The sequence below is a fragment of the uncultured Capnocytophaga sp. genome (assembly GCF_963525585.1).
Taxonomy (GTDB): domain Bacteria; phylum Bacteroidota; class Bacteroidia; order Flavobacteriales; family Flavobacteriaceae; genus Capnocytophaga.
On record NZ_CAURLX010000024.1, the window covers coordinates 1 to 24,599 of the forward strand.

At 39.1% G+C, this 24,599-nt stretch carries 27 protein-coding genes and 1 other RNA gene; 12 read left to right on the plus strand and 16 right to left on the minus strand.

Annotation, left to right across the window (positions count from 1 at the left end; translation table 11 throughout):
* Positions 1-176 precede the first annotated feature (176 nt).
* Both RYK20_RS06760 and RYK20_RS06765 read left to right on the plus strand, forming a co-directional pair.
* Positions 177-527: a hypothetical protein gene (locus RYK20_RS06760; RefSeq protein WP_314894872.1), complete on the plus strand. Its 351-nt coding sequence runs from the start codon at positions 177-179 to the stop codon at positions 525-527.
* Positions 528-694: 167 nt separating this feature from the next.
* Positions 695-928 carry a DUF3820 family protein gene (locus tag RYK20_RS06765; RefSeq protein ID WP_297978711.1) on the plus strand — a complete coding sequence of 78 codons (234 nt, stop codon included), beginning with the start codon at positions 695-697 and terminating at the stop codon, positions 926-928.
* A gap of 3 nt (positions 929-931) precedes the next feature.
* On the opposite strand, the gene brnQ is transcribed toward RYK20_RS06765, so the two are convergent.
* From brnQ to RYK20_RS06780, 3 genes are all read right to left on the minus strand, one after another.
* Positions 932-2,236, minus strand: a complete 1,305-nt coding sequence (brnQ, locus tag RYK20_RS06770) for a branched-chain amino acid transport system II carrier protein (protein ID WP_297978712.1) — start codon at positions 2,234-2,236, stop codon at positions 932-934.
* 97 nt (positions 2,237-2,333) lie between these two features.
* Positions 2,334-2,960 carry an ATP-binding cassette domain-containing protein gene (locus RYK20_RS06775; protein ID WP_297978714.1) on the minus strand — a complete coding sequence of 209 codons (627 nt, stop codon included), beginning with the start codon at positions 2,958-2,960 and terminating at the stop codon, positions 2,334-2,336.
* On the minus strand, positions 2,923-3,843 hold the full coding sequence (locus tag RYK20_RS06780; RefSeq protein ID WP_314894873.1) for an ABC transporter permease: 921 nt from the start codon (positions 3,841-3,843) through the stop codon (positions 2,923-2,925). The genes RYK20_RS06775 and RYK20_RS06780 overlap by 38 nt, the downstream gene beginning before the upstream one ends.
* A gap of 154 nt (positions 3,844-3,997) precedes the next feature.
* On the opposite strand from RYK20_RS06780, the gene ssrA reads away from it, so the two are divergent.
* Positions 3,998-4,401, plus strand: a transfer-messenger RNA (tmRNA) gene (gene ssrA, locus RYK20_RS06785).
* Positions 4,402-4,430: 29 nt separating this feature from the next.
* Here ssrA and deoC read toward each other — a convergent pair.
* Both deoC and trxA read right to left on the minus strand, forming a co-directional pair.
* Entirely contained in the window at positions 4,431-5,069 is a 639-nt protein-coding gene (gene deoC, locus RYK20_RS06790) for a deoxyribose-phosphate aldolase (RefSeq protein WP_314894874.1), read from the minus strand.
* A gap of 99 nt (positions 5,070-5,168) precedes the next feature.
* Positions 5,169-5,486: a thioredoxin gene (gene trxA, locus RYK20_RS06795; protein ID WP_311457491.1), complete on the minus strand. Its 318-nt coding sequence runs from the start codon at positions 5,484-5,486 to the stop codon at positions 5,169-5,171.
* A 159-nt stretch (positions 5,487-5,645) separates the two neighbouring features.
* On the opposite strand from trxA, the gene hemN reads away from it, so the two are divergent.
* Positions 5,646-7,007, plus strand: coding sequence for an oxygen-independent coproporphyrinogen III oxidase (gene hemN / locus RYK20_RS06800; RefSeq protein WP_314894875.1), 1,362 nt, complete (start codon positions 5,646-5,648; stop codon positions 7,005-7,007).
* Positions 7,008-7,047: 40 nt separating this feature from the next.
* Here the strand turns inward: hemN and RYK20_RS06805 are convergent, their stop codons facing one another.
* The 9 genes from RYK20_RS06805 to RYK20_RS06845 form a co-directional block, all read right to left on the minus strand.
* The gene (locus RYK20_RS06805) at positions 7,048-7,602 is read right to left on the minus strand and encodes a LemA family protein (RefSeq protein WP_311457489.1); all 555 of its coding nucleotides are present in this window, start codon (positions 7,600-7,602) and stop codon (positions 7,048-7,050) included.
* An 83-nt stretch (positions 7,603-7,685) separates the two neighbouring features.
* Positions 7,686-9,254 carry a DUF3137 domain-containing protein gene (locus RYK20_RS06810; protein WP_314894876.1) on the minus strand — a complete coding sequence of 523 codons (1,569 nt, stop codon included), beginning with the start codon at positions 9,252-9,254 and terminating at the stop codon, positions 7,686-7,688.
* 171 nt (positions 9,255-9,425) lie between these two features.
* Positions 9,426-10,037, minus strand: a complete 612-nt coding sequence (locus tag RYK20_RS06815) for a hypothetical protein (protein WP_297977856.1) — start codon at positions 10,035-10,037, stop codon at positions 9,426-9,428.
* A 23-nt stretch (positions 10,038-10,060) separates the two neighbouring features.
* The gene (locus RYK20_RS06820; protein ID WP_314894877.1) at positions 10,061-10,717 is read right to left on the minus strand and encodes a hypothetical protein; all 657 of its coding nucleotides are present in this window, start codon (positions 10,715-10,717) and stop codon (positions 10,061-10,063) included.
* An 11-nt stretch (positions 10,718-10,728) separates the two neighbouring features.
* Positions 10,729-11,196: a hypothetical protein gene (locus RYK20_RS06825; RefSeq protein ID WP_297977860.1), complete on the minus strand. Its 468-nt coding sequence runs from the start codon at positions 11,194-11,196 to the stop codon at positions 10,729-10,731.
* A 171-nt stretch (positions 11,197-11,367) separates the two neighbouring features.
* On the minus strand, positions 11,368-11,907 hold the full coding sequence (locus RYK20_RS06830; protein WP_314894878.1) for a hypothetical protein: 540 nt from the start codon (positions 11,905-11,907) through the stop codon (positions 11,368-11,370).
* Between the two features lie 125 nt (positions 11,908-12,032).
* A complete protein-coding gene (locus tag RYK20_RS06835; protein ID WP_314894879.1) occupies positions 12,033-12,494 on the minus strand; it encodes a LytTR family DNA-binding domain-containing protein in 462 nt (153 codons plus the stop codon).
* Between the two features lie 2 nt (positions 12,495-12,496).
* Positions 12,497-14,173 carry a formate--tetrahydrofolate ligase gene (locus tag RYK20_RS06840; RefSeq protein WP_314894880.1) on the minus strand — a complete coding sequence of 559 codons (1,677 nt, stop codon included), beginning with the start codon at positions 14,171-14,173 and terminating at the stop codon, positions 12,497-12,499.
* Between the two features lie 51 nt (positions 14,174-14,224).
* The gene (locus tag RYK20_RS06845) at positions 14,225-14,716 is read right to left on the minus strand and encodes a hypothetical protein (RefSeq protein ID WP_314894881.1); all 492 of its coding nucleotides are present in this window, start codon (positions 14,714-14,716) and stop codon (positions 14,225-14,227) included.
* 124 nt (positions 14,717-14,840) lie between these two features.
* Between RYK20_RS06845 and RYK20_RS06850 the strand changes: the two genes are divergently transcribed.
* Entirely contained in the window at positions 14,841-15,140 is a 300-nt protein-coding gene (locus RYK20_RS06850) for a DUF1232 domain-containing protein (RefSeq protein ID WP_297977867.1), read from the plus strand.
* 36 nt (positions 15,141-15,176) lie between these two features.
* On the opposite strand, the gene RYK20_RS06855 is transcribed toward RYK20_RS06850, so the two are convergent.
* Positions 15,177-16,349 carry a toxin-antitoxin system YwqK family antitoxin gene (locus RYK20_RS06855; RefSeq protein ID WP_314894882.1) on the minus strand — a complete coding sequence of 391 codons (1,173 nt, stop codon included), beginning with the start codon at positions 16,347-16,349 and terminating at the stop codon, positions 15,177-15,179.
* Between the two features lie 128 nt (positions 16,350-16,477).
* On the opposite strand from RYK20_RS06855, the gene RYK20_RS06860 reads away from it, so the two are divergent.
* The 7 genes from RYK20_RS06860 to RYK20_RS06890 all read left to right on the plus strand — a co-directional run bounded on the left by RYK20_RS06860 (position 16,478) and on the right by RYK20_RS06890 (position 23,289).
* The gene (locus RYK20_RS06860; protein WP_314894883.1) at positions 16,478-17,584 is read left to right on the plus strand and encodes a hypothetical protein; all 1,107 of its coding nucleotides are present in this window, start codon (positions 16,478-16,480) and stop codon (positions 17,582-17,584) included.
* 26 nt (positions 17,585-17,610) lie between these two features.
* Positions 17,611-18,444, plus strand: a complete 834-nt coding sequence (locus RYK20_RS06865) for a hypothetical protein (RefSeq protein ID WP_297977872.1) — start codon at positions 17,611-17,613, stop codon at positions 18,442-18,444.
* A 143-nt stretch (positions 18,445-18,587) separates the two neighbouring features.
* A complete protein-coding gene (thrA, locus tag RYK20_RS06870; protein ID WP_311457180.1) occupies positions 18,588-21,002 on the plus strand; it encodes a bifunctional aspartate kinase/homoserine dehydrogenase I in 2,415 nt (804 codons plus the stop codon).
* Positions 21,003-21,013: 11 nt separating this feature from the next.
* Complete coding sequence (locus tag RYK20_RS06875) at positions 21,014-21,352, plus strand: hypothetical protein (RefSeq protein ID WP_311457181.1); 339 nt, start codon at positions 21,014-21,016, stop codon at positions 21,350-21,352.
* Position 21,353: 1 nt separating this feature from the next.
* Complete coding sequence (locus RYK20_RS06880) at positions 21,354-21,536, plus strand: hypothetical protein (RefSeq protein WP_314894884.1); 183 nt, start codon at positions 21,354-21,356, stop codon at positions 21,534-21,536.
* Between the two features lie 59 nt (positions 21,537-21,595).
* Positions 21,596-23,041: a tRNA (N6-isopentenyl adenosine(37)-C2)-methylthiotransferase MiaB gene (miaB, locus tag RYK20_RS06885; RefSeq protein ID WP_314894891.1), complete on the plus strand. Its 1,446-nt coding sequence runs from the start codon at positions 21,596-21,598 to the stop codon at positions 23,039-23,041.
* A 26-nt stretch (positions 23,042-23,067) separates the two neighbouring features.
* On the plus strand, positions 23,068-23,289 hold the full coding sequence (locus tag RYK20_RS06890) for a DUF2892 domain-containing protein (RefSeq protein WP_297977928.1): 222 nt from the start codon (positions 23,068-23,070) through the stop codon (positions 23,287-23,289).
* A 6-nt stretch (positions 23,290-23,295) separates the two neighbouring features.
* Here RYK20_RS06890 and RYK20_RS06895 read toward each other — a convergent pair whose 3' ends face one another.
* Positions 23,296-24,387, minus strand: a complete 1,092-nt coding sequence (locus RYK20_RS06895; protein ID WP_314894885.1) for a class I SAM-dependent methyltransferase — start codon at positions 24,385-24,387, stop codon at positions 23,296-23,298.
* Positions 24,388-24,599: the final 212 nt, after the last annotated feature.

Genomic DNA, 24,599 nt, shown 5'->3' on the forward strand with positions numbered 1-24,599 from the left:
ACTGCAATTTGTGGGAGAGTATGTCGCCGCCTTCTTATCAGAAACCGAGCTATCTCTATGGCTCGGTTTTTTCTTCTATTTTACAGTTTTTTCGGTTCGTAAGATATATTAGAGAATCCTGTTTTCATTATAGAGAATATGTAGTAGAAGGTAGAAAACCAGTAAAGAACATTAAATTGGCTACACAACTAGCCTCTTATTTAATTGACCAAACAGGAACACTTGGAGCAGTTTTATCTAAAATAACAATTCCAGAAGGAGGAACAGGGAGTGCAGATTTTTATTTATTAGATTCTGAAAATGCACAATTATTCAAAAACAAACAGCATTTTGATCCTTATACAGATGCTTCTCGTAGGGCTTTAAATAAAGGAACTGTGGAAATTAGATTAGATTCCTCTCCTTTAGATCAAATTAAAGGAACTAAGGTATTTTTGGGTATTAGAAATCCTCGTCAAACTACAGGTGAAACGATAACTATAGAGGTTGCAGCTGTATTAGAAAAGCAGATTATAGTATATGAATAATATTGGTTAATATAGGAAAAAGTAGGAGTATTTAAAGTATAAAATATTCCTACTTTTTATAGTTAAGTTCTGTATTTTTCCTTTTTGAAAGATCTAATATAATTATTTTGGAACAACACTTAGAATATATTATGAGTCTTATAAAACAAGTATTATAAAATAGCTTTATGTCACCTGAAATTCTCCAAGAAATCATTACCACCCCTATGCCTTATGGCAAGTATAAAGGTACCATAATTGCTGATTTACCTGTTTATTACTTGGAGTGGTTCAGTACCCAAGGATTCCCTAAAGGAAAGCTTGGGATGCTCTTAGCCACCGTCTTCGAGATAAAGACCAATGGACTCCAAGAAATTATTGATAACCTTAAGCAAATGATGAAAGAAGCTTCTGATTTTTAAAGGTTATAGTTCCTCTCTAAGATCTTTCTTTTTACATATCAAATAGCTGATTCCAAACGCTATAAAAGCAGGTAGCAACCATTCTATATGGTATTGCGCTAAGGGAAGGCTCATTTGTAGGGTTTTGATGCTTTCGCTGCCTACAAGGTTACCTATAACAAATATCGCCGAAAAAACAGCTGTAAAACTCACTCCTATGATGTAAGGAGCTTTGGTGCGTACTCGTTTGCCAAATAAAAGTATAAAGAGGGTCAGGGCAATAGTAATAGGATATACGAAATCCAAGATATAACTCGCATAATGGATAATCTCATCTACACTTTGTATGGAGAGTACAAAGGATACCAGCGTACAGCTCCATACTCCCCAGCGGTAGGGGATACGCCCCTTACTCAGGGTTTCAAATATCGCTCCCATAGCCGAGACAATGGCTACGGCAGTCGTCAGGCAGGCGAAAGCTACCGCTACTGAGATAATCACTGCCCCATTGCTTCCCAATCCATTATGGGCAATATGCTTGAGGATATCTATATATTTTACATTTTCATCAGCCACCACGTCAGAGGTAGCTCCCAAGTATAATAGACCTCCATAGATGAAGACCAAGCATCCTGCAGCAATGATCCCCGAAAGGATAGTAATTTCACGTTTTTGATATTCAGAACTATACCCCTTTTGTATAATGGCTGAGATGATTAATCCGGAGAAAATCACTCCCGAAAGCACGTCTAAGGTGAGGTAACCTGTGGAAAAACCAAAGGTGAAAGCCTCCTTGAAGCCTATGCCATTGTCAGATAAGCCTTTGGGGGCATTGATAGTACCCTCCACAATCAGAACAATAAGAGAAAGGAATAGGATAGGAGTGAGCCATCTGCCTATAATATCTACTAATTTTGAACGAGATAGAGCTAAAAATAAGGTGAGAAGAAAGAAAATAATACCAAAAATAACCTTTCCGATCATCGGGAAAAAGGGTTCTATAGCTACCTCATAAGTAGTAGAACCTGAGCGAGGTACACACACCAGAGGGCCAAAGGTAATGATGATAAGCGCTACTAAACTATTCACAAAAGGAGCAGGAAAGCGTTTTCCTAAATCGGTAAAGGAGCTCCCTATAGAACTAACCATTAGTACTGCCAGAAAAGGAATCAAAATCCCTGAAAGAAAAAAACCTAAAAAAGCAATTCCACTAGCCTCACCCATTTTCAAGCCTATATAAGGAGGAATGACTAAGTTACCTGCACCAAAGAACATTGCAAAAAGAGCAAAACCAGTAGTAGTAAGGGTCAAAAATTTCTTTCTATTCATAAAAATAAATAATTGCAAAAAACGCAACAAAAATACAAAAAATAATAATATAAATAGCAGACTCTTTTAAAAAAATGATTTTCTTTAAATAAATACTTTATTCTATTAAAATGCTTTCTATAAAAGGAATCTGTTCAGGAGCAAATGCTTGAAAATGAAGATGCTGTAATAGATATATTTTCACACAAGCCTGTAGGCTCTCCAGCAGATGAGAAGCTACCAATACAATATGTGTCTGTGCTAGGCTATGAAGCAGTTTTTTGATATGAATTACAGAAGCAATATCCAATCCATTAAATGGCTCATCAAAGATGTAGAGTGTATAAGGCTTCTGTAGGACAGCATTATAATATACTTTCTTGCGCATCCCTGTGGATAGTCGCTTGATAAGGGTATTCTTATCTATCTCAAAGGTGTATTTTTTCACAGTCTTTATACCTAGGAGCTTACGATAGAAGGAGTAAAATTCTCCTACAGTGAGGTGGTCATATAGATAAGGTTCTGTAGGGATAAAAGCCACTTGTCCAGAGGAGAGAGGACTCCCTTGGTATAGGATTTCACCCTCGAAAGCCTCTAAAGAGCTAAGGCACTTGAAAAAGGTAGTTTTTCCAGCTCCATTTGCTCCTACAATTCCATAGAGACCTGGTTGAGATATAGAAAGCTGAATATCCTGAAGAATAGGCTTATTAGAATAGCTTTTTTCTTGAATTTTTATCTGTAACATAAGGGTATTTTTGGAGATTTTTAAGGGCGCGGTAGTAGAGGTAAGGGAGGGCTAATATAGGGAAAAAATAAGGAGCTCCTAAGAGAATGCCTACCCAAGCAAAGGATTGTGTCAAGGGCTGGTCAAAGAAGGCATATTTGCTAAGAATTCCTACCATAGGAATCCCTAAAAATAGAGGGAGTAGTGCGATGGATTCCCAGCCAAATCCTATAAAATAAGCTAGATAAATAGGACTGAAGAGGATTAGGCTATTCTTGAGCCCCGTAATTAGTTGATGTTGTAGATAGTCTTTTCCCTGAAAGGAAGAGATACAAATATGAGCTATATGTTCTCGCTCAAAATAAGGCATACTACTAATAAGCCCAGTAATACCTAATGCAAAAAGAGCTAAGTTTGTATTTTTGTACGCTATTGCAATCCCAATAAGTACTATAAGGATAGGGAGCGCATATAGGAGTTTATATTTTCGGAAAGTAGTATGCCATAATGGATCGGAAAGAGAGAAAGGGTAGGGGAGAACAAAGTCTTTCTGGGGCAGAAAAGCCATAAGCCCTATTCCCAGCGCATATCCTCCCGTCAAGAGAAAATCCATCTTAAGGAGTAGTAGAAATAAGAAAGGAATATTTTCTACAAAATATTCTCCTATTAGAATCTTTCGATATTGGGAATGATACTTCAGAAGGGACAAATCTTCTCTACTATTGTGATGGGAGAGTGTAGCCAATGGAAAGAAGATAATAGTCCATTTCCATAGGTCATAATGCTCATATAAGGCATATAGAACTCCGCCCATAAGTCCTATAAGAACAATAATAGTCAAGAGATCTCCTTTGGCAAAAAGCCTTCGGTAATAGATGTAGGCTAAGTAAAAGGAAAGAGACATAAGTACTTGAAAAGGAAATTCTTTGCAAAGCTAAAAATAATTTTATAAAAAGACCTGTTCTTAATATAAAAATATTTACAGTGTTAAATATGTTAAAAAATTTGTGTCTCAAAGTATAAAAATGTAATTTTGCATCCGAATTACATTTTCTGAAGGGGTCGACTGGTTTTGACAGCAGGCTTAAGCATAATGTAAGCACGCCGAGCTATGAAGCTAATGCTCGTTAATCTCTGTTTCAACACTTTAAATGGCGAGAATAACTACGCTCTTGCTGCCTAATCTGAATTATAGTAAGATTGCTGGCTAAGTCTCTACTAGGTAGGGAAGCGAGATGTCTCTGAAAAGCCCTTGTTGATGGCAGTTCGCAAAGAGGCACCATAAAAATCAACATTGAACCTTCTGATGGCTTCTTTTGGTAGGTTCTGATCTTATAGAAGATAAGGATAAAGTAGGGCGTTCCCGCTCAGCTATATCACGAAAACCAATCGGGAACTAAGCGTGTAGAAAGCCTTGTGGTTACTTGTTTGGACGAGAGTTCGAATCTCTCCGACTCCACAATGAAGCAACTGCCTACAAGGGCAGTTGCTCTAAATAATAATAGCAGAAGCTCCTATGCGACTTACTCCAAGGGCAAGATATTCCAGAGCTACTTCTCTAGTACGAATACCTCCAGAGGCTTTTATAAGTGCTTGATTACCTACTACTTCTTTCATTAATCGCACATCGCTTAGGGTGGCGCCTCCCGTTCCAAATCCTGTGGAAGTCTTTATAAAATCAGCACCAGCATCTACTCCCATCTGGCAAGCCAATCGTTTTTGTGCTTCTGAGAGATAGCAAGTCTCTATGATAAGTTTTAGCACTTTATTACCTATGATTTTCTTTATCTGGCTTACTTCTTCCAGCACCTTATGAATCTGTCCAGAGAGGAACCAGCCTATATTCATTACCATATCTATTTCATCGGCTCCCTCTTCTAGGGCTATAGTTGCTTCATTAGCTTTAGCTAAAGGACTCATCGCTCCTAAGGGGAATCCAACTACACTACATAGCTTTGTAGGAAATTCTTTCAGTAAGTTCTTGGCGTAAGAAATATAACTGCTATTTACACAAACGGAAAAAAAATGGTAAGAAAGGGCTTCTTGGCATAATTTTTCGATGTCGGCAAAAGTTGCAGTGGGCTTTAGGAGGGTATAGTCTATATACTGAGCAATATTTGTTGTATCCATAATTTCAACTTTAGAATATTAAAAATGAGCACATAAGAAAAAACTTTGTTAAAACAAAAGGTCTTAACAAAGCTTATTCATTGACTATTTATCTCATACTTACAGAAGGGAATCTAGGGCGTCTGTATAAGTTTTTTTAGGAGCTACTCCTACTTGTCTGCCTACTACTTCTCCATCCTTGAATACTAGTACAGTAGGAATATTTCTTACGCCATATTTGCCAGCAAACTCCTGATTATTATCTACATCTACTTTACCAACGACTACCTTACCTTCATATTCCGTAGCGAGCTCTTCGATTACAGGACCTAACATACGGCAAGGTCCGCACCAAGTCGCCCAAAAATCTACCAATACAGGTTTGTCACTCTTTAGTACTACTTCCTCAAAAGAAGCATCTGTTATTTGTAATGCCATATCTTTTAAACTTTAAAATTATGACTGCAAAGATACAAAATAATTCCTAAAACCGGATGTGCTTTTTTATAGATTTTTTCTATAGAAAGATAGGGATTCTTTTATTAGTAAAAACATTTTTTTTGCCGTATCTTTGCACTTTGTATTATACTGAATTGAATGACTTCTTTATTTCAAAAATATAATGTGCCAGGTCCTCGTTATACGAGCTATCCTACAGTTCCTTACTGGCAAGAATCTTCTTATTCCTATGAAAAATGGATAGCTTCTGTACAGGAAGCTTTTGCTGAAAGCAATCTTTCACAAGGAATTAGCCTGTATATCCACTTGCCTTTCTGTGAAAGCTTATGTACTTTCTGTGGATGTCATAAGCATATCACTAAGCGGCACGAAATGGAAGATCCTTACATTAAAAATGTTCTGAAAGAATGGAGACTCTATTTGGATATCCTTCCTCAGAAGCCTCTTATCAAGGAAATTCACTTAGGAGGAGGAACTCCTACATTCTTCTCTCCTGAAAATCTGGAATACCTCATCAATAGTATTTTTGAAAATGCTACTAAGGCTCCTGATTTTCAGTTTAGCTTTGAGGGACATCCTAATAATACCACTTGGGAACATCTACAGACGCTCCACCGCTTAGGTTTTACACGAGTAAGCTATGGTGTGCAAGACTATTCTCCTATAGTACAGAAGGCCATTCATAGAATACAACCTTTTGAGAATGTGGAACGAGTAACCCTTCAGGCACGAGAGTTAGGCTACCGTTCTGTCAGTCATGACCTTATTTTTGGCTTGCCTTTCCAGAAAGAAGAAGATGTTCTTTATACTATTGAATGTACCAATCGCCTACGTCCTGACCGAATTTCTTTCTATAGCTATGCACATGTGCCTTGGGTGAAAGGAACAGGACAGAGAGGTTTTGATGAAAATGACCTTCCTACAGCAGACCAAAAGAGGTATCTCTATGAAATAGGCAAGCAACAACTGCTAGCAAATGGTTACATAGAAATAGGAATGGATCACTTTGCACTTCCTTCCGATGATATGTATACTTCTTTCGAGAATAAAACCCTTCATCGTAATTTTATGGGCTATACAGCCTCTAAAACGCAACTAATGATAGGGCTTGGGATCTCAGCAATTAGTGATAGCTGGTACGGATTTGCTCAGAATGTGAAAACGGTTAAGGAATACGAACAGGTATTGGCTCAGGATAAAATTCCTGTGTATCGAGGGCATATCCTTACCGAAGAAGACCTAATTCTCCGTAGGCATATCCTGAACCTGATGTGTCAGTTTTACACCTCGTGGGAGGCTCCTGCTTTACAGTTCCCAGAGGTAGAAGAAGTGAAAGCTCGCCTTCTTGAAATGGAAAAGGACGGACTGATTCGTATTTCTAACACAGCTATAGAGGTTACAGATGCAGGCAAGCCTTTTGTAAGGAATATCTGTATGGCTTTTGACCTACACTTACAACGCAATGTCCCTACCACACGCATCTTCAGTATGACCGTATAGTAGGGACAAGAATGAGGAGAGGCTCCTCATTCGAATAGGCTTATTTCTTGAATAATTCCTTTGCATCAATAGCAGTACGCTGTTGGGCTGTGGCGTATTGCCATTGGTACTTGCTAAATCCAAAAATTCCTGCAATGATATTGGAAGGGAAAGTAACCAGAGCATCATTATAATCTGTAATAGAAGCGCTTAAGTAACGTCTTCCAGCAGCGAGTTGTTCCTCACACTCAGTAAATGCCCGCTGAAGCTGTATAAACTGGTTACTTGCTTTCAGTTCAGGGTATTCTTCGGCACGTGCCATTATATTCATTAGCATCTTATTACCTTCTTCTGATTGTAGGTAAGGGTTTTGCTCCTTAGTTACCTCTGGAGTACGTAATCCTGTGATTTGTGCAAGGGTTTCTTGCTCATAGTTCATATATTCCTTAGTAGTAGCAATAAGGTTGGGAATAAGTTCTGCTCGTTGAATAAAAAGAGAATCTAGCGAAGAAATAGCATTTTGTATCTGGTTTCTGCGTTTAGAGAGTCTGTTAAAAGCACTTATTATGTACAAGAGTAGGATTGCTCCTATACCTATAGAAATGTATGTTATCATTTTAAAAATAAAAATGGTTAAGGCTAAATATAGAAAAGGAATAGATGCTTTTGATAAAAGCTAACTCTATATTCTTTATAATTTTAGCTCAAATTAAGTGTTTCAATCATTTGTAATTGCTCTACCAGTTCCTCATAAACCTCGGTAACTAAGTTGAGGTCTATTTTTTGGAAGAGGGCGCCTATAGGGCTATCTACCGAATTGAGCACATTGCCACGATTGGTAGCAATAACGATGTTGTCGGTATTGATGGCAATGTATACTTGACCTTTGTAGCGCTCATTGAGCTTTTTGAGGCGCTCCATAAAGGCAGGGGTAAGCACATAGCGGGCAGTAATCTGGTCGTCGCAATATACCTCAAACATCTTTTGGAACTCAGGGTCTTCCAAGCGAATACGCTCACCCCCTGTGTTGAGGTAAGCGGCAATATCATTGTCGTTGAGTGTGCCGAAAAAGCTCTTGACAGGATGAATCACGATAGGGTGTTCAAAGGTCTTGGGCGAACGTGCCACAAAGTAATTTCCATAGAAAGCTACTCGGTCGGATTCGTTCTCTCTGCGAACCGTTGGGCGATAGGTAAGAGTCAAGTTACAAGACTGGAAAGGTACCCCATTATAGTGACCTACAATTTGGTCACCTCCTGTAAGGTCATAGCGCTCTTGGCGGAAAAGGAAAGATGCCAAAAGGTCACCAATGCCTATATGCCCCTTTTCTATATACTGGAAATCAGGACTGATGTAATGCACCACACGGCTGAAAATCTTGGACTTGAGCTGGGTATAATCCTCAGTACCTGCCATTTTTTTCTTCGCCTGTTGCATAGAGACGAAGCTAAATAGGAACCCAAAAACTACAAAACCTATGATAAAGTACAGCACACTTATTTGAGAGGAGAAATTGAGCACTCCTGTAAAGGTTAAGATCATCATCACCGCCACAAAAGCCACAGCAACTATAGTAGAAATCTTGAACATTCCATGGCTTGCACTACGCCCTTTCTCCATAGAGGCAAGGGTAGGGGCTAGTTCCTTTTCGGCAAAGGAGCGGAATTCCTCTACGGGTTTTAGGGTGATAGGAGCCCTTTCGGCTTGGCTTTTTACAGCAGCCTTGTCAAATAGGGTATTGCCCTGTGGTTTGTTATAGAGTTCATACATTACTTCCTTGTAAGCTCCCTCATCGGCTCCAGTAAGGACACGCTTGATTTCGGCAGAACCTGAACGGTAGTGTATAGGAAGGATGTAGGTTTTGTTCTTAATGGATACCCCTAAGTAAGAGATAGGATCCATTTGGATACGAGAGCGTTTGCCATAAGGAATAACGGTTAAGTAATCGTCTGTCTCGCTTACAATACGGCATTCTTCCCCTTGAGTGATTAGGGAAAAAGCCTCTTCCACTTGCTCGCCACGCTTAAGGATTTTCCACACCCTTATAAGAGGATAGGCTGCGCTGAGCAATAAGGCCAAAGGGAGTACGAATTTTACATAGGTAGGGACATTGGTGACCTGTTGGCTTATAATGGGGAAAATATATTTTATTCCCAAAAAGATTCCTATAAGGATTAGTACCACCACGATAATAAGGTTTCTTAGGGTGATACGTTTTTCTCGCCTCGTTTCATAGAGGACATATGCTTTAGCGTCGGATAGGGTCATTTTTTTGTTTTTTAGTTTTGCAAAGATATAAAATAATTCTAAAAGAAAAAAGATGAGAAGTAAATATATTCAGCTCTCATCTTTTCTACAGTAGTCTTTTTCTGATTTACTGATTTTATATTTCTGTCAGGCGTAGGGATTAGATAGAATTAATATTCATCTCTATACTACTTAATCTTCTTCGCTTTCGAAAGTCCATTCTCCGTCTTTCTTCTGAGCCATAACACGATAGTAAGTAGTGGTAGTAGTTCGTGTACGTCCTACGGTTCTTGTTTGGGTAGCCTTACCTATTTCAGTAAATTCCATTTTGAACCCTACTTCATACTCCCCAGCCTTACCATTGCTAACTAGGAAGATACAAGAGACATTGAAGTCCTCATAATCAGGATACTCATCTTTGAATTTTTCAATTCCTTCCTTGATGGTATCCACCACCTTGTCTGCACTGATATCCTTAAGCTTGAAGAGGTCACCTTCTTTTTGAGAATCATCTACCGCTTTGGCTTCGTCCCATTTTTTAGGGAAATTGAACTCTTGGAGGATAATCTTTCCTTGAGCTTGATCCCAATACATAAAACGACCGAAGTCAAGAGTATTTCCCTTGAGTGCTTCCCCGGACTGGAAGAAAATAAGGTTGAATTCCTTGTCTTTCACTGGAGAATCCTCAAATAAGGTGATAATCTGTTTGAAGCCCTCTTTATCGTACATTACAGGAGCCTTTTTACCACAAGCGGTAAGGGCGAGCGCCATAATTGCCCCGAAGAAAAGTGTAAGTTTTCTCATTAGTTTGATTTTATAAATGATGGTTATTTTTCAGAAATTAGTTTTCCTTCTGCGTCAAAGACAAAGGTCTTAGAATCTCCTTTTTGGCTATTTTGTCCTTCTTTGGCAGAGGTCTTAAAAGTGGTTGTAAAGGCTAAGGTTTCTTGATCTTTTTCTATTTGCCACTCTGAGATATAGGAGGTAGGATTGGCTTTTTCCTTAACAGCCTTAATCATCTCAGGAAGTTTTGTCACAAGAGGTTTTACGTCAGGATACGAGAAAAGTAGGTCTTGGTACTGCTCATACTTAGCACGCTTGCCTTCGCTGGTTTTAAGGACAATTATCTCTCCTCCTGTGTGACGGAGGTTTTCGTTGTCATAATAGGCTTCAGCAGACTTTATGGTGTTTTTTTCCTTGTCATCAAGAGCAAAAACCTTTACTTTACAAGATTTATCCCTAAAGGTGGTGTTTATGAAATAAATCTGGAGCGTGTCCAGCTGGATACCTTTCTTTTCTATCAGTTTGTCAAAAGTATTTTCAAAATCACCAGCATCGGTACCTACGATACCTTTGGCATAGTCGTAATTGGCATCATCAACACCACTAACACTTTTGGCAAAACTGTTGATACCTTTTTCCCAATCACAATTGGCAAAGATGATAGACACTAGGGCTACTACTAAAAGGGTGAGTTTTTTCATATGAGTAAGTTTTATTTATTTTTTTTCCAGAGGGCGGATAAGCCTACATTTTGTTCTTTTTGTTGTATAGGGTATTTGCTATTGATAGCCTCCAAAATATCTCCGTCAAAATCCTTGTTGCTACCATAAATGGTTTGGATAATCCAGCGTCCTATCATACCGCCTTCGTTGTAGAGTCCCTTGAGCCACCACTTCATAGTAGTGCGATCAAAGCCTAAGTAAGTATCCTCGCGCGACATATCCTCAGTCATAGGAGCATACTTTACAGTGATAAAAGTACGATGGTAAGCATTCTTTGCCACAAAGATACGATCCACTGAAGAAGAAGTTCCCAATACCTGAGAGGCTACATTGCCTTTCTTGATGAACTCCACCTTGTACTTGTCGCCTAATTTTTGTTTGATTACTTCAAAGAGGTCTTCCAAAGGCACCTTGCCTTCTAGATAGGAGAAAGTGATATTGTTGTCCAATAATCCCATAATAGTTTATTTTAATTTGTTTAATAAAGGGCAAAATTAAGCGATAATTTCTAAAAAGTCAAAAAGAATCAATATTCGCGGCGGGGGGGTAAATATTCGTGGTTAAAATTGTTATATTTGCAAATAAAGCTATCTTTTTAAGATAGCTTTATAAAGATTTTTTAGTTGTTATTATTTTAAAGCTTGTATCATTGGTTTGTGCTTGTCATACTCAGCTCCTGAGATGATTTTTACAGGAGTGATTCCTCTGAAGTCGGAAGAAGAGAAATACTTCATCAGGAGTAAGTAGAATGCTTTTCCAGCTACATCTTCATATACATAGAGCTGAAGCGGTTGGTTGTCCTTGGAAGGGATATTGGCAAGCTCTCTGAAGTTTTCAGCTTCCAAAAGAGCAACTAAGTCCTTCTCAGTCGTAGCAGAGGAATCAAACTTCTTGATACTTGCTTGTACAATCTTGGTCTGAGTTTGTTTGTTATAAAAATCAGATCCAAGCCATATGCTAAAACCTGTATATGCCATTCCTATTCCTGCAATAATGCGCCATATCCAGAGTTCTCCTGCAGGGGTGATTTCGGGATAAATCATTAAGCCAAGGAAGATGGCGAATAGGACACCATTAATGATTTTCTTAGAGGTATTTCCTTTGAGAACAAACTGCTCAGGATGAGCTCTGAAGTAAGAAGGTAAATCCTGTGGAATTTCTTTATTCATAAAATTTTAATTTAAATATAATGATGCAAAATTAAAAAATAATTCCGAAAATATCAAAAAGAGTCAATATTCGCTGGGGGGGTAAATATTTGCGGTTAAATTGAAAAAAAACGATAATTGAAAAACTATTCACTTCCCATTAACCATTGTTGTACCAGCTCCCTACGGCGTTCAGCAACGGGGATACGCTCACCCGTGGTCAGTTCTAAGATACCCTCTTTAAGATATTTCTTGATATAATGGCTATTGACCAGATAGGATTGGTGACAACGTACAAACAGTGAGGGTGGCAAAAGTTCTTCATATGTCTTGAGCACCTTGCTGACTAATATTTTCTCTCCTCCCTCAAGGAAAAAGGTCGTATATCCCTTATCACTCTGTAGGTAGAGAATATTGGCTGTGAGAATTAGCTCTATACCCTCAGTAGTCTTTACAGCGATTCGCTCTATCTTTTGCTGTTGTATATGATAGTTCTGGGCATATGTCCATACGAATGTTGCCCACTGCTCCCTACACGCCCTCAGAGAGTCTGAGGGTAGTGTAGCGAGGAATTGGTCTATTTTTTTGGTTATTTCTTTTGAAACCATAATTAGCTAAGTCCTGTAATTATGCCCTCATCGTCTATATCCATACCTTCAGCAGCAGGGACGCTTGGTAATCCTGGCATACGTACTGTATCCCCAAGAATAGGAATAACAAAACCTGCACCAGAGGCAAACTCAAATTCCCGCACAGTTACTTCAAAGCCAGTAGGTCGGGCGAGCTTTTTCTCATCATCGCTCAGGGACTTAGGAGTCTTGACCATACAGATAGGTAATTTGTCAAAACCGAGCTTATTAATCTGCTTGAGCTGACTGAGGGCTTGGGAGCTATAATTCACACCCTTAGCTCCATAGATGCGAGTAGCTACCGTCATTATTTTCTCTTCTATAGAAGCAGAATGGTCATATAGAGGGATAAAGTGACTTTCTCCACTTTCGGCGATAGCCACCACAGCACGTGCAAGGTCTTGGGTACCTTCTCCTCCTTCGCTAAAGCCCTTACTAAGAATGGCTTCCACTCCTTTTTCTTTGCAAAAATCCTGAATATAAGCGATTTCCTCTTTGCTATCATTAGGGAAATAGTTGATGGCTACCACAGGCTTAAGCCCAAAGGTTAGTACATTTTCTATATGTTTTTCTAGGTTAGCAATTCCTATCCTTACACGTTCTATGTTGGGTGTATTGTATTCTTCTTTCTTTGCACCTCCGTGGTGGCGTAAGGCGCGTATAGTAGCCACAATTACAACAGCATCAGGGGCAAGTCCTGCAGAAGTACACTTGATATTAAGGAACTTTTCGGCACCTAAGTCAGCTCCAAAGCCAGCTTCAGTAACTACATATTCTCCTAAGGAAAGCCCCATTTTGGTAGCCAATACGGTATTGGTTCCCTGAGCGATACTAGCAAAGGGACCTCCGTGGAGAATAGCAGGGTTATTCTCTAGAGTTTGTACCAAGTTCGGCTTGATAGCTTCTTTCAGGAGCAATGCCATCGCTCCAACGACTTTTAGGTCACGAGCAAAAACAGGAGTGCCATCGTATTTTTTTCCTATATAGATGTTGCCAATGCGTCGCTTAAGATCTGAGAAATTCTCTGCCAGGCACAGGATCGCCATAATCTCTGAGGCAGGAGTAATATTGAACCCATCTTCACGAGGAACCCCGTGAGTAGTTCCTCCTAAGCCTACTACGATATGGCGTAGGGCGCGGTCATTCATATCCATTACTCGCTTCCAGACAACCGTACGAGGGTCAATGCCTAAGCTATGGGTCTTGCTCTGGAGGTTGTTATCAATAACAGCCGAAAGCAGGTTATTAGCTTTCTCAATAGCTGAAAAATCACCTGTAAAATGAAGATTAATATCCTCCATAGGCACCACTTGGGAGTATCCTCCTCCGGCAGCACCTCCCTTGATGCCAAAGACAGGACCTAAGGACGGTTCGCGTAGGACAGCAATGGCTTTTTTGCCAATCTTGTTAAGCCCTTCGGTAAGCCCGATGCTCACTGTTGTTTTTCCCTCACCTGCAGGAGTAGGGGTAATAGCTGTTACCAGTATTAGCTTACTGGCTTTCATCTTCTCGGGATTGATTAGGTGCAGAGGTAGTTTTGCTTTGTACTTTCCATAAGGGTCAATATCTTCTTCAGGAATGTGTAATTTCTTAGCTATCTCTCTGATAGGTAATAATTTCGCTTGTTGAGCGATTTCTAGGTCTGTAGGGAAACTCATAAATGATAATTTGATAAAGCAAAATTATAAAAAATAATGGAATATAGAAGATTATTTCCCTTTATTTTTAGTGGTTATGTATAGGAATAGAGTTAGGAAGCTAACCCCAAAAAGAACCCCATTATGAGGAGCCCCAAAAAGTAGGAAAAGAATAGAAATCACAGCGAAAGAACTCAAATTATTCCGGAATTTCTCATGAAAATAAATCTCCTTTAAATTTTTATAATAAGGAGCAATTTTTTCTGTTTCCTCATAGGTGTACAGATACACAAAAGCAAAGTACATCGCCACCAACCATAATCCATAAAAGAGCAGATAAAAACGAATATGTTGCTCCTTTTTCTCTTCTAGTATCAATAAGAGAATAAAAAATAGACCTGTTGCTACACTTAGGTATAGATAGGGGATATTCTCAGGAGAAAAGGAAAGTGCTTTTTCGTCTAGCAGATAAATGAGAGCAAAACTTGCAATAGCTCCTATAAAAAAGAGAAGGCTAAAGAGCAACGCATTCACTACAAAATGATTATTGGTAAAGAATTTCATAAGAAAATATAAGGGAAGAGGCAAAAAATACTTTTTTTATAATTAGAGGGGTAAAAAAGGTAAAATTATGCTATCTTTGCTATTTATTTCGAGATACAGAGTAAAAACTTTTATAAAATATGGTATGAGTATAGAAATACAGAAGAGTCATATCCGTGAATGGATATGGACGATATTATCCATAGTGTATATTTTCAGTCCGTTGGATATTCTCCCAGATGTTCCTGTTGTAGGCTGGTTAGATGATTTTTTCATAGTAGCCACGGCGGTACTTAACCTTATCCAAGGCTATACAGAGGATAATAACCAAAGCCTTTCCAGACTTCTGAGAATCTTTAAGTGGGTACTTATTGTTCTGGGAGTTATCTGTATAGTGCTTGTCCTTCTTTTAGGTGCTCTTATTGTGAAACTACTGAGTAGTTAATAGAGAAAGAGAATGTTTTTCCTAGAATCTTTATATCTAATTATAATTCACAGTCTTGATACGGTTGCCTCTCTCATAGAAAGCTTCAGAAGAGAGCCTGCCAGAGGCATCATAGTACTTCCAAGTGCCATCTTTCTGGTCATCTTTGTAAGTGCCTTCTTCACTGATTTTTCCACTAGGATAGTATTCCTTATAGGAACCGTGTAAGTTGCCGGCTACATAGTTACATTCTATGTAAAGAGCTCCTTTGAGGGTATATTTCTTCCAACTCCCTTCTTTAAAATTGTTCTTATAAGTACCTTCTTCACGGACGGTACCATTATCATTATTTTCTATATATTTTCCGTCTTTTCCGTCATTCTTATAGTTGTATTCTTCCTTAAGCTTTCCGTTATTGTCGAAGAAATATTTTCTGTTGGTAAGCTTATCTTCATTGTAGGTATCTTGGCGAATGAGTATGCCTGCATCATTATATTTTTTTCTAAAGCCATGGAGCTTGAAATCCTTATAGGATACTTCACTTTCAATCTTTCCATTTCGGTAGAATTCTCTTTGGGTATAAGTACCTTTATCCTTGTATTCTCTCTCGGAGAGGGGTAGCCCATTTTCCCAAATTTCTTGCCATTTGCCAGTAGGCTTGTCATTGTCATAATACTCAGTAGCGGTATAGTCCCCACGATTGCCAGACATTTTTTGCCATTGCTTTCCGTGGAGCTTTCCGTCCTTATAGTTTTCTATCTTACGGGGCTTACCTTCACTATCATAGTATTTCCATTCTCCATTAGGCTTACCTGCTTTGTAGGAGAGTTCTGAGCGGAGCTTTCCGTCACTAGTATATTCTTTACTAATTCCTTCTAATTTTCCTTCTTTGTAAGTACGAAGCTCTTTTTCCTTACCTTCATCATTATAGAAGATGGATTTGCCATCAAGAACTCCTTTTTTGAAGTTTTTCTCAGCCATAAGGTTGCCTTGTGGGCTATAGCTTTTGTAAGAGCCGTTCATACGTCCGTTCTCAAAAATAACCTCATAGTAAGCTCCTCCACCAAGAGCTACTTTATAAGCTCCGTCTAGAGGTTCGCCTGTTTTTTCTAATTTATAGAGCTTTTCAGTGCCGAATACCTGTTCTGTAATTTCATTGTCAGAGAGGAATTTTTGGGCATATCCTCCTGTAGTGGTGGCTAGTAAAAGAGTTATCAGAAGCTGTTTCATTTCTTTTAAATATAGAAGCAGGGCAAATGTACAAAAATTAGAGCAAACTAGAATATAAAAGACCAAAATTTATTTTTTTGTTAGTGATTTTTTTGTAATTTTGCCAATATTCTCAAACCTTTTCTATGATGAAAGCATTTGTTTCTTTCTTTTGTATTTTCTTTCTTTTAGTGGGCAAAGGAACCTCTTGGGCTCAAGACCCCTTAGAGAAGCAACCCTTACAAGACCCTCTAGAGGCACAAATCCGGAAAGCTAAATATACTATTGACTCCATTGTGTCTACCCAAAAGCGGATGCTTAATAAGCAACTTGCCTCTGTGGAAGATCTTCTAGAGCAGAAGAAAATCACCTCATCCGATGCCAAGCGACTGAAAGAAGCCCTTGAGATACGCTCCCAGCAACAAGTGAAAGAGTTTATCTATCATCAAGCGCAAAACCTACAGCTCCAGCTCCAGAAAGGAATAGCCGAGAGAGCCTCTGATAGCCTCAGAGTAAGCCCTCAGAATCCCCTTTCTTCCCCCTCTTATGAGAGAGTACTGGCACAGGTGGATTCCTTAGCCTCACAAGAGAAGGAGGATACTTACAGAAGGCGGTATACTGATAGAGGGGAATCGTTCTCTCCTTATATTGCCCTGAGTGCATTGAACTTGGCTAGCAAAGAACATTTTGGAGATAAGCGTCTGAGTCCGTTAGGCTCTAAATCCTTTGAGATAGGCTTTTACAGCAATTATCGATTGAAGAAGAATGATAACCTTTTACACCTCACCTATGGACTTTCTTGGGTATATAATAGCTATAAAATTCGTGGAGATTTCTACTATGATCGTCAGGGAGGGAATACCGTACTAACGCCTTATTCACAGGAGCTTACCAAATCTAAATTCCGCAATCATTACCTAATGCTTCCCGTAGAACTGGAATGGGATTTTTCCCAGTCAGAAAGCTATAGAGGAACTTCTTATTTCTCTACACATCAGTCCTTTCGCTTAGGAGTGGGTGTTTTCCTTGGAGTTCTTCTGGATGATAGTCAGAAACTGAACTGGGAAGCATCAGAAGATTCTTATAAATTACTATTACGTAAGAACCTCAGAACGAATCGCACAAGTTGTGGGCTTTCAGCTCATATAGGCTATGGGCAATCCAGCCTTTACTTCCGCTATAGCCTTTCTCCACTTTTTGTAGGAAATGCTGTTGGAGAGTATCCTTTTTCTGTGGGAATCCGTATAGGAAGATAGGCTTCATTCAAGGTAATTTCTAAGAAATGAAAAGATGGTATAATATCCTATGGATTGCTCTTGTGGTATTGCCCTGTAAAGCGCAGCAAAAGGTAGTTTCCGCTCAAGGAGTGGCTGTTTCCTATGTGAATATAGGGATTGTAGGCACCTCTAGAGGACTTATTAGTAATGAAAGAGGTGAATTTTATCTGGAGCGATTACGTGCTAACCCTACAGATAGTATTTATTTTTCACATATAAGCTATGATTATAAAGTGTTGCTTGCCAGTGAAATAAAAGATAAAATAGAGCTACACGAGACAACTATAAAGCTCCCAGAGACTTCATTTTCCCTTAAGAAGTCCAAAGAACATATCCTAAGGAGTAAAGGCGTACGAGCTCTATTCACACTTTGTGGAGATATAAAGGAAACCTTTTCGCCAGAAGAAGGAAGTGTGCTGAATGCTGAACTAGGGGATTTCTTTAAGCTCGAGAAGGATACAAAGCTCACAGAGTTCAGTATAGATATCCTTAAGAGCGAACTGTATATGGCGAAATTACGAGTGGTAGTCTATGCTACAGATTCACAACATAAGACCTTTACACCATTGCATAAAGAGCCTATTTATATAGAAATTTTCCCTAGTGTACAATCACAAACCTTTACAGAAAAACTCTCTATTTTTGCTCCTAAGGGAGAAGTGTGGGTAGGAGTTCAGTTTGTGGAGATGCGAGGTAAGGATGAGGATACTCTCTATTTCCCTTCTACTATTAATACTTGTTATATCCGCTATCCAGATGGTAAGATACGTCCAGTGAACAAAAGGTTGGGAATTCCCTTCTCTATAAAAGGCTATGACTATGAAGTTCTCGGTGATTGATTTAATTAAAGAAAGTGTTTTTTTGTTGTGTAAAAAAACTAAAAAAAGATATGTTTAAAAAAAATATTTCTTTTTTGTGTGGCAAATAAAAGAAAATTTGTACATTTGCGCTGGTAAATCTTTATTTTTAATCCTAAGTTTGTATGCAGATATTAAAATTCGGTGGAAAGTCACTATCCAATGGGAAAGGGCTGGAGGCAGTCCTCTCTATTATTTCAAAGAAAGTAGCTCAAGGACAGCCTATTGCAGTGGTTGTATCGGCTCGTGATAAGGCAACAGACCAGCTGGAAGCAATGCTTGAAAAGGCAAGTAAAGGAACGCTTGTGAATGAGGAATTTTCGGATTTCAAGCAATACCAAAGTGATGGACATTCAGTAGATTTTTCAGCAGAATTTTCTATCTTACAAAAGATATTTGATGGAGTTTCTCTCTTAGGAGACTATAATGAGAAAATAAAAGATAATACTTTAGCACAAGGAGAAATATTATCAGCAAAATTCATCAGTCATTTGCTCTCTGAGAGGGGAATACCAGCTCAGTTTGTAGATAGTAGGGCATTTTATGTTACCGATAGTCTTTTTGGAAGTGCCCAGCTAATTCCCGCTATCTCTCAGGAGAAAACACAGGCTTATTTTAAGGATTTTCCTAAAGGTGTAGTTCCTATTGTTACAGGATTTATTGCTGCTAATGAAAAAGGGGAAACCACTACTTTGGGGCGCAACGGGAGCAATTATTCAGCTTCTCTGTTGGCAAATTTTCTCAATGCTGAGGAATTACAGAACTATACTCACGTAGATGGAATATTTACAGCGAATCCAGAGCTGGTGCCACAGGCAAAAATTATCCGTCAGCTTTCATTTGAAGAAGCCAATGAATTAGCGAATTTTGGGACTTCTATCCTTCACGCTAAGACGATTATCCCACTTCTGGAGAAAAAAATTCCTTTGCGTATCCTTAATACTTTCAAAGCAGAGGATGCGGGTACCCTTATCTGTGAGGGAGATTCTGTAGGAGGCATACGAGCAATTTCTGTACTTGATAACTATGCCCTTATCGTACTCGAAGGACGTGGATTGCTTGGTAAAGTAGGGGTAGATGCTCGTATATTCAATGCCCTAGCTCAGGCTAAGATTAGTGTAAGTATCATCTCGCAAGGTTCTTCTGAACGAGGGATAGGTTTCTTAGTAGCCAATAAGGATGCTCGGAAAGCTCAACAGGCACTTGAGAAAGAGTTTGAGATAGATGTTTATAACCACGATGTAAGCCAAGTGAGCGTAGTGGAAAATGTAGGAGTAGTTTCCATTGTAGGGCAGGATTTAGCTGATTTTGATAAGCCTTATAATGCACTGGTACGCAATCAAGTAGCTCCTTTGCTGATTAATAATTCTGCTACAGGGAAGAATGTGAGTATCGTTATTCATAAGAAAGACCTTCCTAAGGCGGTGAATGTGATTCACGGGGAGATTTTTGAAATCTCTAAGCGGATTAATCTGGCAATTTTTGGAAGGGGAACCGTAGGAAATACCCTTATCCAGCAGATATTTCAAGCGAGAGAGGATATTCTTAAGAGGAGAAATATCAACTTGCAGATTATTTCGGTGGCGGACTCTAAGCAGTTTGTTTTTGACCCCAAAGGAATTTCTACTACACAATATGATAATTTTGCTCAAGAAGCCACACCTTATACCCTCAATGAGTTTATTGGACTGGTACAACAGCACCATCTAGAGAATCTTCTAGCGATTGATGTTACTGCTAGTAAAACTTTTGTGGAGAATTATTTGCCCTTGGTTGAGAATGGTTTTGACCTAGTTTCTGCTAATAAGATAGCCAATACAATTGATTATCCTTTCTATAAAAAATTACGAGAAACCCTCGCTCAATATAAAAAACAGTACCTGTATGAGACCAATGTAGGAGCAGGACTTCCACTGATAGATACTATAAAACTTCTACATCATTCAGGAGAAAATATTACACGTATTAAGGGAATTTTCTCAGGGACACTGAGCTTCCTCTTCAATACCTACTCGGCAAGTGAAGCCCCTTTCAGTGAGATTCTTCGCAAGGCTATTGAGAGTGGTTATACAGAGCCCGATCCACGAGAAGACCTCTGTGGGAATGATGTGGGGCGTAAGCTTCTTATTTTAGCTCGCGAGCTGGATTTGGAGAATGAGTTTGAGGAAGTAGCCATTGAAAACCTAATCCCTGAGCACTTGAGAGAAGGTAGTCGAGAAGAGTTTCTCTCACGCTTGAATGAATTTGATGCTATTTATCAAGAAATCAAAGATAAAGCACCTAAGGGGACTGTATTACGCTATGTAGGAGACCTTCACGGGGATCTCTCCCAAACAGCTACGGCACGCTTGGAAGTAAAGCTTGTGGCAGTGCCTGAATCTAGTGCCTTAGGGCAGGTCAAAGGAGCCGATTCTATCTTTGAAATCTATACAGAATCCTATGGAGAAAATCCTATTGTGATACAAGGAGCTGGAGCCGGAGCCGCCGTTACCGCACGAGGTGTCTTTGGCGATATCCTTAGAATTATTGGAAACAAATAAAACTAATTCCTATGCACATTCATAAAAAAGACCTCATTGCAACCATTCGCCTTACTCAAGAGGAAGTGAATCCTGATACAGTAAACCTCTTATTGAAGGATCCCACCCTGAGGGCAGATCATATCATTCTGAATCTTAGTGAGGTAAAGACACTTGATGAGGAAGATTTGGACACTCTATTCTATTTCTCAGAGATGTTCCGAACCGAGACCAACCATTCCTTCGTAGTGGTTTTCCCTGATTATGATCCGGATACTTTTCCAGAGGAACTAGTGGGTTGTCCTACTCTTCAGGAGGCTTTCGATATTATTGAAATGGAGGAAATCGAAAGAGACCTTTTCAAGGAATGATATGAAAAGATCTATGCTTTGGTTTGTCTTAGCACTATTATTGCTAGGAATAACCTTATTTTTGTTATTTACAGGAACTATTGAAAATCCTCTTTCTGGGTGGCTTCTCTTGCTTCTTTCTATCTGTAATACCATTACTTTAGGAAGGAGCTATGTAAGGTCTTATAAGAAAAAACAGGAGTAAAAACTATTTTTTTAAGTAAAAATCATTACTTTTGCACCCTTAAACAAATGACTGACGTGATGGAAAAAGTAATTGATGAAAGTAAGCAGGGAACAGCCCTTACAATGCAGGATGATCTTAAGAATACCCGAAAACTCTATATAGAAAGTTATGGTTGCCAGATGAATTTCTCTGATAGTGAGATTGTGGCTTCTATACTTCATAAAGTAGGCTTTAATACGACGAATGATCTTAATGAGGCAGACCTGGTGCTCATTAATACATGTTCTGTTCGGGAAAAAGCGGAGCAGACTATCCGTAAGCGTTTGGAGCAGTTCAATGCGGTAAAGCGTCATAAACCTGCAATGAAAGTAGGTGTATTGGGCTGTATGGCAGAACGACTTAAGCATAAATTTCTAGAGGAAGAACATATTGTGGATTTGGTAGTAGGACCTGATGCATATAAGGACTTGCCCAATCTCTTGGCAGAGGTAGATAATGGTCAAGATGCAGTGAATGTTCAGCTCTCTAAGGATGAAACCTATGCAGACATCTCTCCTATTCGCCTCAATAGTAATGGCGTAACGGCATTTGTTTCTATTACTAGAGGATGTGATAATATGTGTACATTCTGTATTGTACCTTTCACTCGTGGGCGAGAAAGAAGTCGTGATCCTCATTCTATCCTTGATGAAATAAAGGAACTTCAAGAGCGAGGCTTTAAGGAAGTAACCCTACTGGGGCAGAATGTAGATAGTTACCTCTGGTACGGGGGAGGGCTTAAGAAGGATTTCGAGAAAGCTTCAGCCATTCAGCAGGCTACAGCGGTGAATTTTGCCAATCTTCTGGATATGGTGGCGGTAGCTTTTCCTAAAATGCGTATTCGCTTTTCTACTTCTAATCCTCAGGATATGACTTTAGAGGTAATAGATACAATGGCAAAGCATTCTAACATCTGTAAGTATATACACTTACCTGTACAGAGCGGTAGTAACCGTATCCTTAAGGCAATGAATCGCTTACATACCCGAGAGGAATATTTTGCCCTGATAGATGGAATCCGTGAGAGAATCCCTGATTGCGCTATCTCACAGGATATGATTACAGGCTTCCCTACCGAGACAGAGGAAGACCATCAGCAGACCCTTTCTTTAATGGAATATGTGAAGTATGATTTTGGATTTATGTTTGCTTATTCTGAACGCCCAGGTACTTTAGCAGCACGTAAAATTCTAGATGATGTTCCTGAAGAGGTTAAGAAACGTCGCCTTACTGAGATTATTGACCTCCAGCAAAAGCACAGTCATTTCCGTACCCAAGCACAGCTCGGCAAGGTAGTAGAGGTGCTTATAGAAGGGAACTCAAAGAAATCTGATCAGGAATGGATGGGACGTAATACCCAGAACACAGTCGTTGTATTCCCTAAAGAACATTACAAAGTGGGGGATTTTGTGAATGTAAAAATAACCAATTGTACTTCCACTACTCTTATTGGAGAAGCAGTGGGGTATAGTGATATGAACTAATATATAACAAAATACAAATCGCTATTATGAAAAGGAATATAGGAAAATTGGACAAACAGATACGCTTACTATATGTATTGGTAGTAGCTATCTTAGGGGAATTTAAATTGCTTCCTAATCACGTATGGGCATCAGTCTTGGGAGTGATCTCAATGGCTTTTATAGTTACTATACTGCTCAATTTTTCGCCTATTTATAGGCTCTTTGGGTGGAGTACCTACAAAGAAAAGGAACGTAAAGAGGCGTAAGCCTCTTTATGCTTCTCTCTTCTGGCAGACAAATAAGCTATGTCCTTTCCCTAAATGATCATAAATTTTGACAACCTCCAAGCCCGCTTCCTCAAGATAGGAAAGCATATCTTGTGAATAGAACATCTTACTATTACCATTAGCCATTACTGAGAAGTATAGGCTGATTTGGGTGACACAATAAGCTCCTGTCTCATACTGTTGCCTATCCCAGTAGGATTCCATAATATATAAGCGAGAAGAGGAATTCATAGCTCTAGCTGCACGTCTAAGGATAGAGATTACCTGTTCAGGAGAAAAACAGTCTAGGAACTGACTCATCCAAATGACATCAAATCCAGAGGGAAAAGCCGTGTTCTCATCAAGCAAATTGGCGGGAAACTCTTTGATACGTTCAGCACCTACTTTCCCATCGGTAGCTTTACGCATCAGTGCTAGCTGTTGGGGTAAGTCCATAATGGTTACTTCTACTTCAGGCTGATAGGATACACATTCCATAGCCCATCGTCCAGTGTTACCTCCTACATCTAATAGTTTTTTGATTGGTTCAGAGAAAATAATAGCCAAAGCTTCCTTGAAAGAATGGTCTGAATAAAAATGGTCAAAAGCAAACCATTTTTCCTGTGCTTTTTTAGGGAGTTGAGAAAGTCCTTCATAGATGGTAGGCCAATTTCCAAAAACTTTCAGTCCTTCAGGGGTTCCTTTCTCTAAAGTTTCTTCCATATAAAACAGCCCTTGATAACAAACTTCGTGGATAAAGTCCATATTTACTCTTACAGATTCATCCTTGAGTAAGAACCAGCCTGCTTTGGTAAGGAAAAACTTATCCTCTTGTACAAGAACAGTACCTATAGAGAGAGAAGCCTCCAGTAGTACCTGAATGGCATAAGGAGAGCGGTTAGATAGGGAAACAATCTCTGGCTGCGTCAATCCTTGAGGGTGTTCATTAAGGAGCTGGAGAATGCCAAACTTCAACATTAGTCTGGATAACTGAAAAGCTACGGGAGCAAAAGCTATTTCTTGTGCTAGCCGTTGTGCTTCTTTTGCTGAGAGTTGTTCTTGGGTATAGCGTTTTTCTATATCAGGAGATAAGTTCATTGGATTTGTATTTTTATAGAATTTCTTGCAAAAGTACAGATTTTTTTGCAAGTTGCCAAATTTGTATCTAGGGGAATAAAAAAATGTTTTTTTCTTTCGTTTTTTTGCAAATTTTTTATATCTTTGCGCTTTGTTTCAACATCTATTCTAAGGTTCTTTTTTGGATGGGATTTTAGAATAGTGAGCAGGAATTATTCACTTAAATAGATGAA

What these genes read in the sequence shown, in the direction of transcription:
- RYK20_RS06880 (WP_314894884.1), top strand. Translation starts at nt 21,354, where the DNA reads ATGAAAAGATCTATGCTTTGGTTTGTCTTAGCACTATTATTGCTAGGA.
- miaB (WP_314894891.1), top strand. Translation starts at nt 21,596, where the DNA reads ATGGAAAAAGTAATTGATGAAAGTAAGCAGGGAACAGCCCTTACAATG.
- RYK20_RS06850 (WP_297977867.1), top strand. Translation starts at nt 14,841, where the DNA reads ATGAGTATAGAAATACAGAAGAGTCATATCCGTGAATGGATATGGACG.
- RYK20_RS06845 (WP_314894881.1), bottom strand. Translation starts at nt 14,716, where the DNA reads ATGAAATTCTTTACCAATAATCATTTTGTAGTGAATGCGTTGCTCTTT.
- RYK20_RS06810 (WP_314894876.1), bottom strand. Translation starts at nt 9,254, where the DNA reads ATGACCCTATCCGACGCTAAAGCATATGTCCTCTATGAAACGAGGCGA.
- RYK20_RS06860 (WP_314894883.1), top strand. Translation starts at nt 16,478, where the DNA reads ATGAAAGCATTTGTTTCTTTCTTTTGTATTTTCTTTCTTTTAGTGGGC.
- RYK20_RS06820 (WP_314894877.1), bottom strand. Translation starts at nt 10,717, where the DNA reads ATGAAAAAACTCACCCTTTTAGTAGTAGCCCTAGTGTCTATCATCTTT.
- brnQ (WP_297978712.1), bottom strand. Translation starts at nt 2,236, where the DNA reads ATGAATAGAAAGAAATTTTTGACCCTTACTACTACTGGTTTTGCTCTT.
- RYK20_RS06775 (WP_297978714.1), bottom strand. Translation starts at nt 2,960, where the DNA reads ATGTTACAGATAAAAATTCAAGAAAAAAGCTATTCTAATAAGCCTATT.
- RYK20_RS06815 (WP_297977856.1), bottom strand. Translation starts at nt 10,037, where the DNA reads ATGAGAAAACTTACACTTTTCTTCGGGGCAATTATGGCGCTCGCCCTT.
- hemN (WP_314894875.1), top strand. Translation starts at nt 5,646, where the DNA reads ATGACTTCTTTATTTCAAAAATATAATGTGCCAGGTCCTCGTTATACG.
- trxA (WP_311457491.1), bottom strand. Translation starts at nt 5,486, where the DNA reads ATGGCATTACAAATAACAGATGCTTCTTTTGAGGAAGTAGTACTAAAG.
- RYK20_RS06835 (WP_314894879.1), bottom strand. Translation starts at nt 12,494, where the DNA reads ATGGTTTCAAAAGAAATAACCAAAAAAATAGACCAATTCCTCGCTACA.
- RYK20_RS06780 (WP_314894873.1), bottom strand. Translation starts at nt 3,843, where the DNA reads ATGTCTCTTTCCTTTTACTTAGCCTACATCTATTACCGAAGGCTTTTT.
- RYK20_RS06840 (WP_314894880.1), bottom strand. Translation starts at nt 14,173, where the DNA reads ATGAGTTTCCCTACAGACCTAGAAATCGCTCAACAAGCGAAATTATTA.
- RYK20_RS06855 (WP_314894882.1), bottom strand. Translation starts at nt 16,349, where the DNA reads ATGAAACAGCTTCTGATAACTCTTTTACTAGCCACCACTACAGGAGGA.
- RYK20_RS06890 (WP_297977928.1), top strand. Translation starts at nt 23,068, where the DNA reads ATGAAAAGGAATATAGGAAAATTGGACAAACAGATACGCTTACTATAT.
- RYK20_RS06865 (WP_297977872.1), top strand. Translation starts at nt 17,611, where the DNA reads ATGAAAAGATGGTATAATATCCTATGGATTGCTCTTGTGGTATTGCCC.
- RYK20_RS06805 (WP_311457489.1), bottom strand. Translation starts at nt 7,602, where the DNA reads ATGATAACATACATTTCTATAGGTATAGGAGCAATCCTACTCTTGTAC.
- RYK20_RS06875 (WP_311457181.1), top strand. Translation starts at nt 21,014, where the DNA reads ATGCACATTCATAAAAAAGACCTCATTGCAACCATTCGCCTTACTCAA.
- RYK20_RS06830 (WP_314894878.1), bottom strand. Translation starts at nt 11,907, where the DNA reads ATGAATAAAGAAATTCCACAGGATTTACCTTCTTACTTCAGAGCTCAT.
- thrA (WP_311457180.1), top strand. Translation starts at nt 18,588, where the DNA reads ATGCAGATATTAAAATTCGGTGGAAAGTCACTATCCAATGGGAAAGGG.
- RYK20_RS06895 (WP_314894885.1), bottom strand. Translation starts at nt 24,387, where the DNA reads ATGAACTTATCTCCTGATATAGAAAAACGCTATACCCAAGAACAACTC.
- RYK20_RS06765 (WP_297978711.1), top strand. Translation starts at nt 695, where the DNA reads ATGTCACCTGAAATTCTCCAAGAAATCATTACCACCCCTATGCCTTAT.
- RYK20_RS06825 (WP_297977860.1), bottom strand. Translation starts at nt 11,196, where the DNA reads ATGGGATTATTGGACAACAATATCACTTTCTCCTATCTAGAAGGCAAG.
- deoC (WP_314894874.1), bottom strand. Translation starts at nt 5,069, where the DNA reads ATGGATACAACAAATATTGCTCAGTATATAGACTATACCCTCCTAAAG.